Source organism: Melioribacter sp. Ez-97, from assembly GCF_051488665.1.
Lineage (GTDB): Bacteria > Bacteroidota > Ignavibacteria > Ignavibacteriales > Melioribacteraceae > Melioribacter.
Map to the genome: position 1 here is coordinate 122,628 of NZ_JBPSEG010000005.1, position 17,148 is coordinate 139,775.

The following is a 17,148-nucleotide window of genomic DNA, read 5'->3' on the forward strand; positions in this document are numbered from 1 at the left end:
CTATCTCCCTAATTTACCAGTTTGATACGACCGCCAGCAGAATATCGTCCGCGATAAAATCGAGAACCCGCTCGATCGCATTATTCCGGGCTGTAATTAAATCGGCGCCGTCGGTTTCGTAATCGCTGTATTGCGAAAAATTCCTTTCGAATATTTTTGTTTTCTTGATTAAATCGCGATAAACTACTTTAACGTTTATCGTTATTCTTTGAGTCATTGCCGTTTCGTTTCCGCTTACGACCGATAATTCATCCGTCAGAGAAGTAATAGCGGCTTCGAGAATACAGTCGGGATTCGAACTGTTGGTAACCTGAAGCGTATTGTCGTAAGTAAATTTTTCGATTAACAGGGTTGTAAGCCGTTCGCCTAAATTAGGCTCCGCTTTTCCGCTGCGGTCTTCGATTGTGGGAATCGAAATTGTTTTAAGATGGGGCGGCACCGAGGCGCCCGTAAAAGAATACGAACATCCTCCCGCAATCAAGACGCTCGCCAGCAATATCGTATTTAATATTTTTTTATTGAATGCCATATTCTTTCAGTTTTCGATAGAGAGTTCTCTCGCTAATTTTAAGCAATCTGGCGGCTTTACGTCTGTTGTTGCCCGTAAATTTAATTGCGTTAATAATCGCTCTTTTTTCGAGTTCATCCAGCGGCACGACTTCATCAGGGTGAATAGTAGTCGAGCCGTGATTGTTTTCGGGGGCATTATTGAGCGCAATATTTTTCAGTTCGATTAAATCTTTTTTTATTTCAATCAAAGCTCTGTAAATCATTTCCCTGTCGAGCGCTTCGGGCGATCGGTTCAGATGTACCGGCAAATTTCTCGGCGTCAAATCCTCCACGGCTTCGGGAACGAGCAACGGTTTTAACAGATCATCGTCTATAACGCCGTTTCGGCATAAAGCAGCCGCTGTTTCGACTACGTTTTTCAGTTCGCGTATGTTTCCCGGCCAGTTATAATTTACAAGTAATTCTTCTGCGCCTTTTGTAAACAATGGAACTTTAATTTGATTATTCTCGGCAAATTTTTTCAAGAAGTGATTAGCCAGATCGAGTATATCTTCTTTCCTCTTTCTCAATGGCGGAATATAAAGCGTAACGGCTTTGAGCCTGAAATAAAGATCGTTTCTGAACTTCTTGGCGTCGACTTCTTTTTGTAAATCTTTATTTGTTGCGGCAATAATTCTTACGTCGACCTTGGTAACGGTTTCGCTGCCTATCGGCATAAATTCTTTCGTCTCGAGAACGCGCAGCAATTTCACCTGAGTTGTGAGCGCCATTTCGGCAATTTCGTCGAGAAACAGGGTGCCGCCGTCGGCAATTTCGAAATATCCTTTACGGTCGTCGGTGGCGCCGGTAAAAGCCCCTTTTTTATGACCGAAGAGTTCGCTTTCCAGAAGAGTTTCGGGAATGGCTCCGCAGTTGACGCTTACCAGCGGCTTGTCGGAACGTTTACTGTAACCGTGTATTGCTCTTGCAAATACTTCTTTGCCCACGCCGCTCTCGCCGGTTATCAATACGGTAATGTCGCTCTGCGCCACCTGCATCGTTATATCAATCAGGTCTCGGATCTCTTTCGACTTACCAATTATGCCGTATTTCTTCTGGAATTCTTCTATCTGCATTTTTCAATTATTTTTGAGTCTGATAATATAATAAAAGCTCCGTTTTCTTGTGTCTCTTTTTTTTTACCCCAGGTTCTCTGTTAATCCGTCCCGGCAGATAATTATTTTTTCCCTTATCGATTCGTCCAGGCTTTCGTACCATTCTATCAATTCGCCTAATTTTTCGTCCTCAATGTGAGTAACGAACATTTTACCCGGCTTTATGTCTTTAAAAGCGCGATACAAATCCCCGGGTTCGATATGGGCAGCTTCCGTTATAAAAATATCCGGTTTTATATTGTCAAACAGATACAGGTCGTCGGAACCGCCTACATCCGAAGTATAAACTATCGATTGATCGGCGACGGTAATTAAAACGCTCGACGACACAAACATCGATTCGGGATAGAATTCAATGTCTCCTTTGGGATAGATGTGAGAGTTTTGCCTGGCTACAAAACTGAAATCATCCGCCACATTAACTTTTTCCGCAAGGCGATAACCGATAATCTTTAAATTAAAGCCCAAGGTTTCCGGAAACATATAAACGTAATAAAGGAGATTAATCAACGGTTCGACGAGATTCTTGTGAGTGAAAAGGGTGAGTTCCGACTTTCGTCCCGAAATTTTCATCTGTGTAATCAATGCGCCTATTCCGGTAAAATGGTCGGCGTGATAATGAGTAAAAAGAATACCGTTAATCGAATTAAAATCGAGAGATGAATTCATTAATGCTTTAGCCGCTCCGTCTCCGGCGTCAATCAATAAATTGAACCCGGGAGTTTCGAAATATAACGAAGTATGAAACCGTTCTCTGCTCGTTTTTCCGGAACCCGTGCCCAGAAATATGATTTTCATAATTTCACCGAGTTATTATTTAACTTAATTTCTAATTGCACTAACAAATCGCTATTTTTGTTATGCTTAAACAAAAAGAAAGACCGGAAATGTCAAAGAAAGAGAAAATATCCGTAATAACTTTAGGATGTTCGAAAAATACAGTGGATTCTGAACGCCTCATGAACCAGCTCAAAATAAACGATTTTGAACTGACCGACAACCCTGATAATGCGGATTCCGTCATAATAAACACATGCGGTTTTATCGAAGCCGCAAAAGAAGAATCGATAAATACGATTTTATCCGCCATTGAACTTAAGAAAAAAGGCCGATTAAAAAAAGTGGTCGTTTCAGGATGCCTTTCCGAAAGGTATATGGACGATCTGAAAAAAGAAATTCCGGAAGTGGACGCTTATTTCGGCACGGAAGCTTACGAAGAAGTCGTAAGGGAATTCGGCGGAAATCTGAAATACGAACTGCTCGGCGAACGACTCCTTACCACGCCCAAACATTTTGCATACCTTAAGATTTCCGAAGGATGCGACAACCCCTGCTCGTTTTGCGCCATTCCGTTGATGCGCGGCAAACATAAAACCAAACCGATGGAAGAGCTGATTGCCGAAGCAGAAAAACTGAGCAGCCAGGGCGTTAAAGAATTGATTTTAATAGGACAGGATACTACCGACTACGGCGTCGATCTCTACGGCAGGAGAAATATTGCCGAGCTGATAAACAGGCTTTCGGAGATAAAATCGATCGAATGGATAAGACTAATGTACGCTTATCCGTCCCATTTCCCGGAAAGTTTAATTGAAACAATAGCCTCAAATCCGAAAGTTTGCAAATATATCGACATTCCTCTGCAGCACATATCCGACAACGTTCTCAAATCGATGAGACGCGGAATTACGAAGCGACGCACGCTGGAACTGCTGAATAAACTGCGCGGCTCGATTCCGGAATTAACTTTGAGGACAACTTTTATAACAGGATATCCGGCGGAAACCGACGCCGATTTCGAAGAGCTCGTCAATTTTGTTAAAGAATTCGAGTTCGAACGGTTCGGCGTTTTTACTTACTCGATAGAAGAAAATACGCCCAGCTATCTGCTCGGCGACCCGCATTCCGAAGAAGTAAAAGAAAAACGAAAAAACATATTAATGGAAATTCAAAAAGACATTTCGTACCGCCGAAACGAAAAATCGGTCGGGAAAACCGTGAAGGTCTTAATCGATTCTTACGAAAACGGAGTCTATATCGGAAGAACCGAAAGTGACGCGCCCGAAGTCGATTGCGAAGTGTTTGTCGAAACCAATGAAAAACTCGAGATCGGCAATTTTTATGATACCGTAATTTATGATTGCAACGAGTATGATTTATTTGCTAAATTAGTTTAAAATTATCGGGATGTAAGATGAAGCGCTTCGTGTTTTTATTTATTTGCCTGGCATATACAATCTCGGCGCAGGTGGAATCTTCGGAAGACGTTAATATCAGCAAATTCGAACCCGTTTTTTATACCGATTTCGTTCAATACAAAACAGCAGACGACACAAACAAAATCCGCCTCGATGTTTTTTTCCAGGTGCCTTATGCAAATATTCAGTTCGTTAAAAGGGGCAATGCGTTTTACGCCGAATACAATTTATCCGTAATCTTTTACGAAGCCGAATCCGACAAGGTAATTTTTGAGCGGATCTGGAAAGAAAGAATTTCAACTACCGATTTCGACGAGACGATTTCAAGAAAAAACTTCAACATGTCCTATAAATCTTTTCATCTTAACCCGGGAAATTATAAAATAAAATGCATGCTCGAAGACACCGATTCAAGAAAAACGCATTCTTATACATATAACGTATCGGCAGAGAAATTCAATAGCAATCTGGCGGCGAGCGGATTATTGCTGGTTAAAGAAATTTTGAAAAATGAAAACGGCGATGTTATTGTGCCGAACGTCTCCAGAATTGTAACCAACAAAGACACTACTCTTAGATTTTATTACGAGATTTATTCTTCCGGTACTTCGAACGCGGAAATAACTTATCTGCTTGAGCACCTCGACAGCGAAAACAAAATTGAAGAGAAGAGATCAATAGACATTAAAGAGGGTACAACCACGGTTTATGATTCTTTGAGCACATTGAATTTTGTTCTCGGCACGTACAAATTAACAATGACAATCAAAGATATTAACCGTAACATCAGCGCGGAGACCCGGAAGATCGTATTGTCAAAAATTACGGGATTGCCGAACTCGATAACGGATATCGACAAGGCAATCGAGCAGATGATTTACATCGCCTCGCCCGCCGATCTGGCATATATAAAAGAAGGCAAAACCTACGAAGAACGACTGATGAGATTCCTGGCATTCTGGGACAAGAAAAAGCCGAATCCCAAAATGACCGTAAATCCCATTATGAACGAATATTACAGAAGAGTCGAATACGCGAACAAAAATTTCAAAGCGTTCGGAAACGAAGGCTGGCGCACGGACATGGGTATGATTTACATTACATTCGGACCTCCCAGTTACGTCGAGCGTCATCCGTTCGACCCGAATTCCAAACCGTACGAAATATGGGATTATTACGAACTTAACCGTTCGTTTGTATTCGTAGACCAAACCGGATTTGGCGATTACAGACTACTCAATCCCGATTACAGCCGATGGCCCGGGTACCGCTATTGAGAAACATCCGCCATCTTCTCTTTCAACAGCCGGCTGATTTTTTCCAGACGACTTAAATTGCCGGAATCAATTTTATATTTCGCAATGTCGTTTATTTCCTCGGCTGCCTCGTTAAGCAAATTCATATCGATCATCATTTCCACAAAATAGAGACGGTCGTCTATCCGCTCTCTGGTAGCGGGATATTTTCTGTAGGTTTCTTTAGCCAATAAAATCGCCGATTCTTTATATCCGTTTTTGACCAGCTGTTTTGCTCCGTTTATTTTTTTTAAGCCGAGCAAAACCGATTCGTCCGTTCCGGTTTCCGGCTTACGATTATCGATTTTTTCTCCGTAGACTGCTGTATTCCGGGTTTTGCCGTCGGATTTAGCAGGACGGATATTTTTAATTTCATCGGCGGCTAATGCCAGCAAAAGCTCGTTGAGCGTCATTTTCTTTATATTGTTTATTCCGAGCGCGGAGTTGTCTTCAAGTACGAATCCGGAAGCGCCGCTTTTCAAATAGACGGATGAATTTTCTCCCGTAACAATTATATCCGCGCCTTTCAGTTTCATTCCCGGTTTTACCGGCGCCCATGTTTCTTCGGAAGCTTCGAGAACCTTAACGTCTCCCCTTACTTTTTCAACTTCAAAAACCTGCGCCGTTAGAGGCAGCGTAAAAATCATCATTATTATAAAAAATCTTTTCATTCTAATTTTCCTCCTTAATAAATATCGATTATGACGACAGTGCCTTTAGAGAGCCCCAAATTTTCAATAGCCTCGGCGTTAAATTTATCGGCTCCGGCAGACCAGGCGTCGTCAAATCCGGTTAATACCGTTGTTTCGATGGGAATCCATATCTGATCGATTCCTTCCTGATTTTTTCGCACTACAATTTTGTTATCGTTATTTGTTATTTTGAATAATTCCGAAGGCGACAATTCCGTGTTCGCCAATAAATTGACATGACTGACTCCGCCTGGATTTTTGTAGTCGACAAAAGCCGTCTGAATTCCGATGCTTTCCAGCATCGAAGAAAAACCGACGCTCAAATCGTCGCAGTCTCCGCCTTTGAGTTCGATGGTTTCGTGAGGGAATTGGACCCGTTCCGTGCTCGCTCTCGGGTCGGAAACATATTCCATATTGCGTGAAAATTCCTCGTAAAGAATTTTAATTTTACTGAAAACGTCGTCTGTCATTTCGCGGGGATATTTATTCAGAATTTCTCTCGAATACTTATTCGAAAAGTCGAAATCTTTTCTGACGAAATAAATCAGATTGTACACATTGCCGTCCCAGCTGTTTTTATCGTGCTCCAGAACTGGTTTGCGAATATAATCGTCCGGTTCCGATTTATCAGTATAAAGATAAAAATCCGCTTGTTCGATCTTTCTCTTGTCCGCGTCGGCGTTCGACACAATAGTGTAAAATCCGATATCGACGGTATCGCCGGGCAATATTTTAACCGAGGGCGAAAATATCGGTTCGTTGTTAATATTTTTTATGTAACTCGCAGGTCGAACTTCGATTATTTCGTCCGACAGGTTAACCGCCTTCCCGATTGCAAACGGTTTGTCCAAATAGATTTCCGAAAGCGTAGGATAAATATCGGAGACTACAGATACGTCGATAAATTTAACAAGCTGTTTGTTATTGAAACTCAAAGCCAGATTAAAATTCACAAAAGCCCTATCCTCGCTGTAAGGATTATTAAATAAACTGTAGAGTCCGTCGTTTAAAAGCGACTCCGTTGTTTTAGAAGTATTATTCGAAAGATATTTAATACCGCCCGCCGAAATCGTATATCCCTCCTTTGAAAAAGCAAACGACGGCATGACCGCCGATATAAACGGATTCCTGAATTTGTCGTGCGTTAATAAAACGCCGGCGGCAACAGTGCCTCCCGCAAAATCGAACGAATAATTTAAACCGGCATAAGAAGCTTTGTATTTATCGAATCCGTATTCATATCCGAACTTGGTCATAAAACCCGATGCGCTGCTCAATTGAAGCGCGGCATGAATGCCCTTTTCGGACTTTAAGGAATAGAGACGGCTTATTTCGCCCGCATTGTCTTCCCTGCTGATAAACAAATTAATGGTTGAAACCGAAAAAGAAATCATGTCATTCAGAAAAACGTCTGCGCCTACATCTCCTCGCCAATAATTATTGGTCAATTTTTCTTCTTTAATCGAGATATAATTTACGCTGTCGGTGTAAAACAGAACCGGCGATTCCTCTCTAAAAGTTTGTTCAAAATACCTTAAAGAAAATCCCAAATTAACGCTCGAAGAAATTTTATAAGAGTAACCCAGTCCGAATTTTTCCGAGTAATTTAATTCGGTTTTCAGGTTGGCAATTGTATCCGGCAGTTGAATAGTCGAGCTGCTCTTGATAATAAAATTTTGCGCTATGCCGGGACTGTAGCGGAAATAAAAATTATGTTCGCCGAATGTTTTAGAGAACGAAAGTGAATAGAGATTCGAATTGAAACGGTTATCGTTGCGAAAGGCAAAAGACGCCGTCAATTCGAAATCCTCGGTATTCGAAAAATTCGATATGTTGCTTTCCAATCCGTTCATGCGAAACCCGCCCGTGCTGTTCAGATAACCGTAATTATCGACGCTTTGTTGAGCGTATAAAATATTCTGTCCCAAAGGCAGAAATAACGCTTCAAGGCAGATCGATACGAATATTATGAATGCTTTCCGAAACGATATAAGAGTCATCAATAAATTTATCTATGTTTTCTATTTTTCTGATAAAACTGATTACGAGCGAGCGGTTATTCTCGGTAATAATATTCCTAAAAACATTTAGCGGCATTTTCATAATACCGTTGTCATTTCCCCTCACTCTCATTAGCGGATTAATTTCCCCGCCGGAATTAATTGCGGCAAAAACTATTTCAACGCGCCCGCGTCCTTCGGGATTCCATTCGAGTTCAAAGTATGCATCCCGGTCATCTCTGTTTCCGATTAACCTGACTCTGCCCGTAATTTCAGAAGGAGTAGGTATATCGAACTCAATATTCTGCTGGTGATGACCGTTCATTGCTTTGAAACTCACTTTATTCGCATACGGAAAGCGGTTCATCCTCCCCATCATGTCCATCATATGCTGCGACGCAAAATATTTAACGCCGAGCAAAGTGTCTATATAAACCGAACCCATTCTGTATTTGATTTTATGTTCTATTTTGCGCGCCTGAAAATTGTTGAAAAATACGGAACTCATCTGTTTGGTTTTATATCCCAGCATGTGACCGTTGCCAGCCTGAACGGGGCTCGATTTATCGTTAAAAATGGCATAATAATATCCTTCCGTCTGAACCGTTCTGAAATTCGTATTGCGCACGCCCACGACGCTTACGATCACACTTTTGTCGATGTTTCGCTCGACAATGCCGGTGCTGTCGTAATCCGGGTTAGCAGATTCGGCAGGTACCGCTTCGAACTCGATTTGCGAGTTATTGTCGACTTCCGTCAGTTCGGTCGGCAACGGTTCGCCGCAACCGTAAACAAAAACAATAATCAAAAATATTATTGTAAAATTTTTCATGTCCCCTGACCTGCCTTAAATTATCCGAGGAGGCAACCGCCTCCTCGTAAAATATAACTAATTAACAAAAAGTTAAACAATTATTGAATAAGATACGGAATTCCCCACGTCTTTTCTTCTACCGGAGTATCGGTATCTTTAATTACTCCTTGGGGAAGCATATTGACTACGGCATGCATAAAACCGGGCATAGTATTAGTAACGATTGTCTTTTCGTAAGTGCGTATGTAGTAGGCGCCGTTAAATTGAGTATCAATTAATTCAAATCGTTCTTTGATCCTGTTGCCTTTATTGATAACAGAAGCGCCGTGAGTAACCGTAAGGAAATCGGGTTCTTCATAAATACTTTTTACTTCCACGGTAATTGTAACCGGTTCTCTTTTTCTGATATAAGGAATCATACCGTGCATACCTCTGCTGCCGTATGCATTTCCGTTGCCGTATTGCTGGTTGCCGTGATTTTGATTGCCGGACATTCCCATTCCTCCGTACTGACCGTTACCGGGATTTCCGCCGGTCATTGTCTGCTCGCCAGTCATAAGTCTTCTTCCCAGATCGAAGAAGAAATCATTCGGAGAAGTAATTGTAACCGAATTGCCTTCGAGTGTTGTTAATGTGATTTTAGTAATTTCAATATTATCGGTGGACGTTCCGGCTTCGGGCAGCGACATTCCGATCACTTTCCAGTCAACCAGATTATCACCCGTGCTGTCGACGCGTTCGTACTTGATTTTGCGCGTCATAACCGTCGTAAACGGTTTCTTTACAAGAGTGTCGGGTACGTTAGAGCTGTCGTCCAAAGCGCCGAGTATTAACAATTCTCCTTCGAATCTTTTGGTAAGAATTCCTAAAGCAGTGTCGGCGCCGTATTCTATCTGTAGATCGCGTTCCACGAGGTGGATTATCTGTCCCACTCTTAAGGGATAGATTGTTTTTGCAAGGTCTTTCCCCAAAATGTTCATAGCGTCTTCTTCGTTAAAATTGGGTTCGAAAGAGTTGACCGCCTCGTCTTCATAAGTTATTTTTTCAAGCGCGGCTTTAACCGAAAGTCCCGATTCGGGTTCGGTAATTAAACTGTTGTCGTTACATCCCGCAAACAATAATGCAAAGAATAATATTGCCGCCGGGATTGCCAAATAAGACCTTCTTACTTTCATTTTGTACCTCCGTTTTTTTGTGATTATGAACAATTCCGGCATAGAAAAGACATATAACGTGCCAAATTCATTTCCTTAGAAAACGGCTTGAAATCGCACTTTTTGTAAATTTAAATTGCCTGGAAATCCGGCTGAAAATGCCTGGAAGAAAGAATTCAGTCAAATAAGAGAGTTGAAAAATACCTTTCTTGATTGGACGGGTTTATTTTAATCCGAAGCTATATTTTGCTCTCTCTCGGTGTCTTCGATACGCCCCTGCGGGGCTACTCAGACACCGGTTAAATTTTATCAGTGGTCGCTGAGTAGTCCGAAGGACGTATCGAAGCATCATTTATAGCACATCATTATTTTCGCTTAAAATCCGCGATGTTTCTGCCATGAAACCCCTGCGGGGCTACTCAGACACCGGTTAAATTTTATCAGTGGTCGCTGAGTAGTCCGAAGGACGTATCGAAGCATCATTTATAGCACATCATTATTTTCGCTTAAAGTCCGCGATGTTTCTGCCATGAAACCCCTGCGGGACTGCTCAGACACCAGTTAAATTCATCCCCGGTCGCTGAGTAGTCCGAAGGACGTATCGAAGCGACGGGGCAGCCTTACTCAGTTATTTTCTTCCCCGCAATCATATATTTGATTACCGCGTCGAGATAGTCGTGATAACGAACCGGCAGGTTTTTATATTTAGAAGTGAAAGCCTTCTTGATTTCTTCAAAATCGTCGGTCTTAATTTTCTTCAAATCGTTTTCAATATTTTCAAGATACTTTGCTGCTTTCGATTTCAATCTGTTCAAAACCTCTTCTTCGTCCGTCCCTGCAACTGACCTGACGGCAGCGTCGAAGTCATAATCGTTCTGAACATAATTCTTAAAAAAGAGTCCCCGCAAAATTTCGCCCACTATTGTGCGGCTTACATTTCCAATTTCCCTTGCAGTTTCCACTACGGAAGAGTGCGAAAACTTTTTGGCGCGCAGGGAATCGAGGATAAAATCCTCAAGGTCGGCTTTCCGATAATGTCTGTATTCGTCCGGCAAATCCGACAGCAGAATTACGTCTCGTCCTTCGGTTTTAGCAAAAACAGCCGCTCTTTTGACAATCGACTCGAGCTCTCTTACATTTCCTTTCCATTCATTCTTTACCAAACTGTCCAAAGCAGCTTTCGAAAATTTCAGATCGTCGTCTTCTCGCTCCAAAAAATATTCGGCCAGTATTGGAATGTCTTCTTTCCTTTCCCGCAAAGGAGGAATTTCTATGTTGAACACATTAAGTCTGTAATACAAATCTACCCTGAATTTGCCTTCGTTTATTAATTGAGTCAGGTTTTTATTTGTAGCCGCAATAATGCGCACGTTTATTTTTTGCGTTTGAGCAGAACCAACTTTTTGTAGTTCGCCGAATTGAATCACCCTCAAAAGCTTTGCCTGGAAGGAATCGCTCGTTTCTCCGATTTCGTCGAGAAATATAGAGCCTCCGTCGGCGGCTTCGAACAATCCTTTTTTGTCGGACAAGGCGTTGGTAAACGCTCCTTTTACATAGCCGAAAAGTTCGCTTTCGAGTAAAGTCTCGGTCAACGCCGCGCAGTTGACGGCGATAAATTCTTTTTCTCTCCGATTGCTTAAATTATGAATCGCTCTAGCCACCAGTTCTTTGCCGCTGCCGCTTTCTCCCGTAATCAAAACCGTCGCGTCAGTAGGAGCAACTTTTTCAATAGTTTTTATAACCTTATCCATCGCGCCGCTTTTATAAACTATATTTTCGAATTGGTGCCTGCCGCCGTGTCTTTCCGCCGGCTCGGAATCCTGCTCGAGTTCTTTTAATTGTTTTATCTCGCTTTTCAATTTTTCTATTTGATTGAGCAATTCGCCTTTTGCCCGCTCGGAATGCTTCGAAATGCTTTCGAGCATAGCTTCTTTGCTTTCGAGCGTTTTTTTCAACAATTCGCTTTCGCTCATAGCCAGCAATGCCTGCCGTTTATTTACGGCCAGTTTGATATATAACTCGAATGCAAAAATTAAAACGGCCGGAAGGAGCGCCGCAGTATAATTGAATACGACATAGAAATAATTGAAAAGGACAAATGACGAAATCAGAATGAAAAACAGACAGATCACGATACGCAGTTCCGGCGAACCGAATCTCAATAGAAAGACGAACATAAGAATAGACAACACTGCGAGAACCGACAAAAGATTTGAATATTTGTAGTTCAGCGATCGATTCGTAATTAAATTGTCGAGTACAAAAGCGTGAAATCCGACGCCCGGGAGTTCTTTATCGTAGAAAGTGGAAACCGTTTTTGCAACGGTGGGATCGCTTACTCCGATTAAAACAAATTTATTTTTGAACTCATTCGGATTATTTTCAATTACTTCGAAAAATTCTATCAGGGAATAATTTTTAAATTTTCGCCATGAATTGTAAAAGTTAACCTTCAGCAAATCTTTTCCGTCCGTAATTTCGTCGCCTGCAATTTCCGCGGCAAAGGCTTTTTCTATCCGTCCGTTTACCGAAATATATTCCGGTACGTAGTATCCGTCCGAAACGATATAATTCAAATGCCCGGTTTTCAGAGAAGGAATATCGTATTTGGGCTGCGAATAAATAATCGTATCGGAAGCCGCAACTATTGAAGCTAAAACCACATTACTCGATTTATTCAATACTTCATTCAACAAATCGTTATAAACTTCCTGAAATGCCAATCTGGAAGAAAACATAACTTCGACGCCGATTTTTCCTGCGCCAATTTTGTTAAGCCGGTCTATCAACAAAGCATAGTAACTTCTTTTGATAGGCCAGCCTCCGAGTTGCTCGATATCGTCCGAATTTATATGAACGATTACAACGGAACTGTCCGGTTCTTTCGCTCCGCCAATCAATCGCATTAAATTTTCGTATCCGGTATTGATTGGATAACTAACCGAATCCAGATTCAACGAGGCAAGCAGACCGGCAAGTATCAGCGACAAAAGAATAATTTTTCTGTATCGTAACAAATTCGACAGCGCCGAATAGTTTTTATCCATCAGAAATATTATTTTGGTTTCTTAATGGAAATAAATTTACGAAAAAATAAATAAAGGTAATGCCATGAAAACCAACATTAACGGTATAGCGGTTTATACGTACGGCGATCCGAAAAACAGACCGATAGTATTCGTTCACGGTTTTCCTTACGACCATACAATGTGGGAAGGTCAGGTTAAAGAACTCCAGAACGAGTATTATTGTGTAACTTACGACGTAAGAGGATTGGGTAAAAGTTATATAGGCGACGGTCAATATACAATGGAATTCTACGTTGACGATTTGTTTATGGTAATCAAAGAAATGAAACTTCGCAAACCGGTATTGTGCGGATTATCGATGGGAGGATATATTGCGCTGAGAGCCGTTGAAAGAAATCAGAATAAATTCAGGGCGTTAATACTCTGCGATACAAGAGCGGAAGCCGACAACAACGAAGGCAAAATCAAACGCTCGGCAAATATCGACATGATAAATACAAAAGGATTGGAAACATTTATTAATAAATTCGTTCCTACGTGCTTTGCCAAAGAGGCTGTTAAATATAAAGAAGAATATTATACTTCCACGCTCGAAAAAGCGCACAAAAATAATCCGACTGGAGTCAAAGGGGCAATATTGGCGATCATGAGCCGCACAGACACAACGCACGTTCTGCCCGAAATAAAAATTCCCACTCTCGTATTATGCGGCTCTTTCGACCGATTAACTCCTCACCAAACTATGCGAAAAATGGCAGAGCAGATTCCCGATTCCGAATTCGCAATTATACCGCTTTCTGGACATATGTCGCCGGTTGAGAATCCAGGCGCGGTAACCGATTTAATAAAAGGATTTCTGAAAAGAAGGATATAATATCAAATAAGCGGGGCGGCTAATTCTCCGCCCTGTTTAATTTCATTCTCGCTTCGGAGCTGCCTTTTTTTACCAGATAGACGCCGGATAAGATTATTGAAGCGGATAAAAATAGTTCCAGATTAATTACTTCGTCCAATACAAGCCAACCTAAAAATATTGCAATAACCGGATTGATATAAGCATAAGTTGAAACGAAAGAAACCGGCAAATGTTCGATTGCGTAGATATAAGAGCCGTATCCGATTAACGACCCGACAATCAACAGATAGAAAAACGCCAAAGCGCTCTCTGCGGTGAGACTGAGACTTTTATATTCCCCGATTATTATGCCTGCCAATGTCATTAACGTACCGGCGATTGTCATCTGAACCGCGGCGCTCATTAAAGGATGAACTTTGGTTGAATTGTATTTTGAATAAATAGTGCCAAACGACCAACACGTTACGGCAACAAAGAGTCCGGCAACGCCTTTAATATAATGCGGATCGAATACGCTAATTATATTGCTGCCGAAAATAAGCATAACTCCCGACATCCCCGCAATCAAACCGATAATAATCTTCGCATTTAAATTGGAGCCTCTTACATAAAAAGATTCTATTCCGACAATCCAAAAAGGGACGGTGGTAATCAGAAGGGCGGCTAAGCCGCTCGGAATCCATTGTTCCGAAAAGACAACGAATCCGTTTCCGAATCCCAGAAGCAGTATACCCACAACCGCCGAATGCTTAATATCTCCCCGATCGGGCAGACGGTAGCCTTTTTTCATAAGGATCAGAAATAAGATGGGACCGGCTAAAAACCACCGGAATCCTGCGAAAAGCAACGGAGGCAGGTCTTCCACTCCTATTCTTATTGCGAGATACGTTGTTCCCCAAATTAAGCAGATGGCAGCCCATGCCAAATAGGCTCTGGTTTTTGTGTCGGAAATCATAGTCAATTATATTAATGAATTCAAAAATAATATTTTATTACGGCAAATCTCAGAATAAAACTATTATTTTATTAATTTTGTAATAAAAAGAGACGGATATGAGGGATAGCATAGAAAAACTGATGGAAGAATATCCATTTGTAGCCGAGAACATAAAATTTCTCGGTATTCTCCTGCTTGCGGTTATTGCATACTTTTTGACAAAAAACATACTACTAAGATTAATTAAGAAATTCGTGCAGCACACAAAAACCGAACTCGACGATATACTTCTGCACGACCGGGTTCTTAAAAACGTTTCTTATATAGCTCCGCTAATAATCGTAAAACTGTTCGCATATACCATCCCTTCGATTGAGAATTTCATTCACGTTGTTATAAATGCGCTAATTGTGCTATTGGTAATCTTTACGATAAGCGGATTTCTGACCGGTTTTACTGAAGTGCTGAGCAGAATGGAAAAATTCAGAGAAAAACCGGTAAAAGGATATATACAGGTAGTAAAAATAATAGTATACATTTTCGGCGGAGTAATTTTCATATCCACATTGCTGGGCGAGTCTCCGTGGGCTCTGCTCGGAGGATTGAGCGCATTAACGGCGGTGCTCGTTCTGGTTTTCAGAGACACAATTCTTTCGTTCGTTGCCAGCGTTCAGATTTCGTCGTACGACCTTGTGAAAGTCGGCGACTGGATTGAAGTTCCAAAATACGGCGCGGACGGCGATGTAATCGACATTTCTCTGAATGTAATAAAAATTCAAAACTGGGATAAAACCATTACGGTAATTCCTACGTACAAATTGATTGAAGATTCCTTTAAAAATTGGCGGGGAATGACACTCGCCGGCGGAAGAAGAATTAAAAGATCGGTTTATATCGATCAGTCGAGCATTAAGTTCTGCACCGAAGAAATGATTGCAAAATTCGAACGTATTCAATTACTAAAAGATTATATAAAGCGGAAGCGCGAAGAAATTAAAAAATATAACGAAGAACGAAACATCGACGATTCGGTTCTCGTAAACGGAAGAAGAATGACAAACGTCGGAACCTTCAGGGCATATCTCAAAGAATATCTTCTTCAAAGAGAAGACATCAATAAAGAGATGACGTTCCTAGTAAGGCATTTGCCGCCCGGACCTCAGGGATTGCCAATCGAAATATATGTTTTCACAAAGACAACAAACTGGAACGAATACGAAGAAATTCAATCGAATATATTCGACCACATACTTGCAGTTATTCCTCAATTCGAATTGAGAGTATTCCAGAATCCGACGGGATACGATATTAAAGAAGCTGTAAATACATTCAAAGAATTGAAATGATTAACGAACCGATCCATAAAGCTCTCGGGCAGGCGCTATACGACAACGGAGTTGATGCGGTCACTTTTGTGCCGGGCTACGGCGCCTCCGAAACATTCGTATCGTACAACGAGATTGCAGGCAAAATCGGCAAAATATCGTACCACGAAGAAGTAGCATATACAATTGCGCACGGAGCGGCGATAACGGGAAAACGCGCCGCGCTTCTATGTAAATCTCACGGCGTAATGAAAGCCGCCAACAGTATTACGGATTCGCTCTATACATCCCCCGCAGCGGGACTGGTTTTATTTGTGTTCGAAGATCACACGGGAAAACATTCCGACAATATTCTAGACATCCGTCCTTTTCTCAGTTCATTAAAAATACCGGTAATTAAGACAGATAAAACAAAAATTTACGACGACGTAAATGCAGCCTACCAGCTATCGGAAAATACAAAGCTTCCGGCAGCTCTTCTTATCGACGCAATGTCGATTAACGAATCGACTGCATTTCAACCGCGCGCGGATTTGAAAAAGAATTTTTCTTATAAAAGGAATGTTTATTTCCATGTGGTGCATCCCCTGCTTGCCGAATATCAGTTTAAAGTGCTGACCGCCAAGACCGAAGGAGGAAACCTGGAAGCGGTTTCGCGTCCCGAATTACCGGTCATCCCTGATAGTTTAACACCGAAAGTAAAAGCGGGCGCCATAAAGTATCTTCCTTTTTTCGAAGTCTTTAAGAACCTAAAAAGAGAAATTACAACCGGAGACACCGGCTCGTCGAGTTCATTTGCATTTCCTCCTTATAATTCAATCGACATGGTCACCTATATGGGAGGCTCGATTCCTCTGGCTTTGGGCGCCTATCTGGGAGGCTTCAAGAATGTATGGGCTTTAACCGGAGACTTTGCGTTTATATCAGCCGGACATCTTGGATTGATTGAAGCCGTTCAGAGAAATATTCCGTTGAAAATAGTAATTTTTTATAATAGAAGAGCGTCTGCAACCGGCGGACAATTAATCAACAAAAATATACTTTTCAGAATTCTCGCCGGTTACGAAAAATTTATTATGCAAATCAGCAATCCCGAAGACCTGTTCGAAATCGACGCTGTTTTAAATGAAGCAGCGGCTTCCGACGAAATGAAAATTATAATTGTAAATTATCCCGAATAAAAG

14 protein-coding genes are annotated in these 17,148 nt (G+C 41.5%); 5 read left to right on the forward strand and 9 right to left on the reverse strand.

Annotated elements, in window-relative coordinates; genetic code table 11:
- Positions 1-13: 13 nt before the first annotated feature.
- From lptE to ACSSWA_RS07980, 3 genes are all read right to left on the reverse strand, one after another.
- Complete coding sequence (gene lptE, locus ACSSWA_RS07970) at positions 14-529, reverse strand: LPS assembly lipoprotein LptE (protein WP_437356036.1); 516 nt, start codon at positions 527-529, stop codon at positions 14-16.
- A complete protein-coding gene (locus tag ACSSWA_RS07975; RefSeq protein WP_437356037.1) occupies positions 516-1,625 on the reverse strand; it encodes a sigma-54 interaction domain-containing protein in 1,110 nt (369 codons plus the stop codon). The genes lptE and ACSSWA_RS07975 overlap by 14 nt, the downstream gene beginning before the upstream one ends.
- A 63-nt stretch (positions 1,626-1,688) precedes the next feature.
- Positions 1,689-2,462, reverse strand: a complete 774-nt coding sequence (locus tag ACSSWA_RS07980; RefSeq protein WP_437356038.1) for an MBL fold metallo-hydrolase — start codon at positions 2,460-2,462, stop codon at positions 1,689-1,691.
- An 89-nt stretch (positions 2,463-2,551) separates the two neighbouring features.
- Between ACSSWA_RS07980 and rimO the strand changes: the two genes are divergently transcribed.
- Together rimO and ACSSWA_RS07990 are read left to right on the forward strand one after the other, a co-directional pair.
- Entirely contained in the window at positions 2,552-3,841 is a 1,290-nt protein-coding gene (rimO, locus tag ACSSWA_RS07985; RefSeq protein WP_437356039.1) for a 30S ribosomal protein S12 methylthiotransferase RimO, read from the forward strand.
- Positions 3,842-3,858: 17 nt separating this feature from the next.
- Positions 3,859-5,139: a GWxTD domain-containing protein gene (locus tag ACSSWA_RS07990; RefSeq protein WP_437356040.1), complete on the forward strand. Its 1,281-nt coding sequence runs from the start codon at positions 3,859-3,861 to the stop codon at positions 5,137-5,139.
- Here ACSSWA_RS07990 and ACSSWA_RS07995 read toward each other — a convergent pair.
- The 5 genes from ACSSWA_RS07995 to ACSSWA_RS08015 all read right to left on the reverse strand — a co-directional run bounded on the left by ACSSWA_RS07995 (position 5,133) and on the right by ACSSWA_RS08015 (position 12,864).
- Positions 5,133-5,828: a hypothetical protein gene (locus ACSSWA_RS07995; protein ID WP_437356041.1), complete on the reverse strand. Its 696-nt coding sequence runs from the start codon at positions 5,826-5,828 to the stop codon at positions 5,133-5,135. The two genes, ACSSWA_RS07990 and ACSSWA_RS07995, sit on opposite strands and share 7 nt — an antisense overlap.
- Before the next feature lie 14 nt (positions 5,829-5,842).
- Positions 5,843-7,849 (reverse strand): hypothetical protein, encoded by a 2,007-nt coding sequence (locus ACSSWA_RS08000; protein WP_437356042.1) that lies wholly within the window; start codon positions 7,847-7,849, stop codon positions 5,843-5,845.
- Positions 7,794-8,681, reverse strand: a complete 888-nt coding sequence (locus ACSSWA_RS08005; RefSeq protein WP_437356043.1) for a hypothetical protein — start codon at positions 8,679-8,681, stop codon at positions 7,794-7,796. Before ACSSWA_RS08005 ends, ACSSWA_RS08000 begins: the two co-directional genes overlap by 56 nt.
- 80 nt (positions 8,682-8,761) lie before the next feature.
- Entirely contained in the window at positions 8,762-9,838 is a 1,077-nt protein-coding gene (locus tag ACSSWA_RS08010; RefSeq protein ID WP_437356044.1) for a hypothetical protein, read from the reverse strand.
- 599 nt (positions 9,839-10,437) lie between these two features.
- Positions 10,438-12,864, reverse strand: coding sequence for a sigma 54-interacting transcriptional regulator (locus ACSSWA_RS08015; RefSeq protein ID WP_437356045.1), 2,427 nt, complete (start codon positions 12,862-12,864; stop codon positions 10,438-10,440).
- A 64-nt stretch (positions 12,865-12,928) separates the two neighbouring features.
- Between ACSSWA_RS08015 and ACSSWA_RS08020 the strand changes: the two genes are divergently transcribed.
- Positions 12,929-13,720, forward strand: coding sequence for an alpha/beta fold hydrolase (locus tag ACSSWA_RS08020; RefSeq protein ID WP_437356046.1), 792 nt, complete (start codon positions 12,929-12,931; stop codon positions 13,718-13,720).
- A 19-nt stretch (positions 13,721-13,739) separates the two neighbouring features.
- Here ACSSWA_RS08020 and ACSSWA_RS08025 read toward each other — a convergent pair whose 3' ends face one another.
- Complete coding sequence (locus ACSSWA_RS08025) at positions 13,740-14,657, reverse strand: EamA family transporter (RefSeq protein ID WP_437356047.1); 918 nt, start codon at positions 14,655-14,657, stop codon at positions 13,740-13,742.
- A gap of 98 nt (positions 14,658-14,755) precedes the next feature.
- Here ACSSWA_RS08025 and ACSSWA_RS08030 point away from each other — a divergent pair, with 98 nt between their 5' ends.
- Complete coding sequence (locus tag ACSSWA_RS08030; protein ID WP_437356048.1) at positions 14,756-15,985, forward strand: mechanosensitive ion channel family protein; 1,230 nt, start codon at positions 14,756-14,758, stop codon at positions 15,983-15,985.
- A complete protein-coding gene (locus tag ACSSWA_RS08035) occupies positions 15,982-17,145 on the forward strand; it encodes a thiamine pyrophosphate-dependent enzyme (protein WP_437356049.1) in 1,164 nt (387 codons plus the stop codon). The genes ACSSWA_RS08030 and ACSSWA_RS08035 overlap by 4 nt, the downstream gene beginning before the upstream one ends.
- Positions 17,146-17,148 lie beyond the last annotated feature (3 nt).

Coding starts and splice junctions, on each gene's coding strand:
- ACSSWA_RS08020 (WP_437356046.1), top strand. CDS start 12,929: ATGAAAACCAACATTAACGGTATAGCGGTTTATACGTACGGCGATCCG.
- lptE (WP_437356036.1), bottom strand. CDS start 529: ATGGCATTCAATAAAAAAATATTAAATACGATATTGCTGGCGAGCGTC.
- ACSSWA_RS08010 (WP_437356044.1), bottom strand. CDS start 9,838: ATGAAAGTAAGAAGGTCTTATTTGGCAATCCCGGCGGCAATATTATTC.
- ACSSWA_RS07990 (WP_437356040.1), top strand. CDS start 3,859: ATGAAGCGCTTCGTGTTTTTATTTATTTGCCTGGCATATACAATCTCG.
- rimO (WP_437356039.1), top strand. CDS start 2,552: ATGTCAAAGAAAGAGAAAATATCCGTAATAACTTTAGGATGTTCGAAA.
- ACSSWA_RS08025 (WP_437356047.1), bottom strand. CDS start 14,657: ATGATTTCCGACACAAAAACCAGAGCCTATTTGGCATGGGCTGCCATC.
- ACSSWA_RS08005 (WP_437356043.1), bottom strand. CDS start 8,681: ATGAAAAATTTTACAATAATATTTTTGATTATTGTTTTTGTTTACGGT.
- ACSSWA_RS07995 (WP_437356041.1), bottom strand. CDS start 5,828: ATGAAAAGATTTTTTATAATAATGATGATTTTTACGCTGCCTCTAACG.
- ACSSWA_RS07980 (WP_437356038.1), bottom strand. CDS start 2,462: ATGAAAATCATATTTCTGGGCACGGGTTCCGGAAAAACGAGCAGAGAA.
- ACSSWA_RS08015 (WP_437356045.1), bottom strand. CDS start 12,864: ATGGATAAAAACTATTCGGCGCTGTCGAATTTGTTACGATACAGAAAA.
- ACSSWA_RS08030 (WP_437356048.1), top strand. CDS start 14,756: ATGAGGGATAGCATAGAAAAACTGATGGAAGAATATCCATTTGTAGCC.
- ACSSWA_RS08000 (WP_437356042.1), bottom strand. CDS start 7,849: ATGACTCTTATATCGTTTCGGAAAGCATTCATAATATTCGTATCGATC.
- ACSSWA_RS07975 (WP_437356037.1), bottom strand. CDS start 1,625: ATGCAGATAGAAGAATTCCAGAAGAAATACGGCATAATTGGTAAGTCG.
- ACSSWA_RS08035 (WP_437356049.1), top strand. CDS start 15,982: ATGATTAACGAACCGATCCATAAAGCTCTCGGGCAGGCGCTATACGAC.